Origin of the sequence: Streptomyces botrytidirepellens (genome assembly GCF_003721215.1) — a bacterium.
Lineage (GTDB): Bacteria > Actinomycetota > Actinomycetes > Streptomycetales > Streptomycetaceae > Streptomyces > Streptomyces himastatinicus.
The window spans coordinates 1-1,257 of the sequence record NZ_RIBZ01000456.1 but is presented as its reverse complement, the minus strand read 5'-3'; the positions used below and the strand labels follow the sequence as shown (position 1 = coordinate 1,257).

The window sequence follows — 1,257 nt, the reverse complement described above, 5'->3', positions numbered from 1 at the left end:
GAGGAAGACGGTCATGGCAACGGCGCCCAGCGTCTCGTACTCGATGACGGTCCGGCTGGAGGTCCCCGCGAGCGGTACCGCGGTCAGCCAGCTGACCACGGCCGTGGAGTCCTCCGGTGGCTCCGTCACCGGCCTCGACGTGACCGCTTCCGGCCACGAAAAGCTCCGTATCGACGTCACGATCGCGGCGACGTCGACCGCGCACGCCGATGAGATCGTGGAGAAGCTGCGCGGCATCGAGGGCGTGTCGCTGGGCAAGGTCTCCGACCGTACGTTCCTGATGCACCTCGGCGGCAAGATCGAGATGTCGTCGAAGCACCCCATCCGCAACCGTGACGACCTGTCCATGGTCTACACCCCCGGTGTGGCGCGGGTCTGCCAGGCCATCGCGGACAACCCCGAGGACGCCCGGCGCCTGACCATCAAGCGCAACAGCGTTGCGGTCGTCACCGACGGCTCCGCGGTGCTGGGCCTGGGCAACATCGGGCCCAAGGCGGCGCTGCCGGTGATGGAGGGCAAGGCGGCGCTGTTCAAGCGCTTCGCCGGGATCGACGCGTGGCCGATCTGCCTGGACACCCAGGACACCGACGCCATCGTGGAGATCGTCAAGGCCATCGCCCCCGGCTTCGCGGGCATCAACCTGGAGGACATCTCCGCCCCCCGCTGCTTCGAGATCGAGGCGCGGCTGCGGGAAGCGGTGGACATCCCGGTCTTCCACGACGACCAGCACGGCACCGCGATCGTGGTGCTGGCGGCGCTGACCAACGCGTTGCGGGTGGTGGGCAAGAAGATCGAGGACGTGCGGGTGGTGATGTCCGGCGCGGGCGCGGCGGGCACGGCGATCCTGAAGCTGCTGAACGCCGCGGGCGTGCGGCACGCGGTCGTCGCGGACATCCACGGCGTGGTCCACTCCGGCCGCGAGGACCTGGTCTCGGCCGACCCGGACTCCCCGCTGCGGTGGATCGCGGACAACACCAACCCGGAGGGCGTCACGGGCACCCTGCGGGAGGCGGTGCGGGGCGCGGACGTCTTCATCGGCGTGTCGGCCCCGAACGTGCTGTCGGGCGAGGACGTGGCGGCGATGGCGGACGACGCGATCGTGTTCGCGCTGGCCAACCCGGACCCCGAGGTGGACCCGGCGATCGCCCGTCAGACCGCCGCGGTGGTCGCCACCGGACGGTCGGACTTCCCGAACCAGATCAACAACGTACTGGTCTTCCCGGGTGTCTTCCGTGGCCTCCTGGACGCCCAGTCCCG

Annotated in this window: 1 protein-coding gene; it reads left to right on the top strand. The window is 70.2% G+C overall.

All coding sequences use genetic code 11. From position 1 onward, the window contains the following. Positions 1-13 precede the first annotated feature (13 nt). Positions 14-1,257, top strand: a 1,244-nt coding sequence (locus EEJ42_RS31560; RefSeq protein ID WP_148082078.1) for an NAD-dependent malic enzyme, incomplete at its 3' end; no start/stop codon positions are given.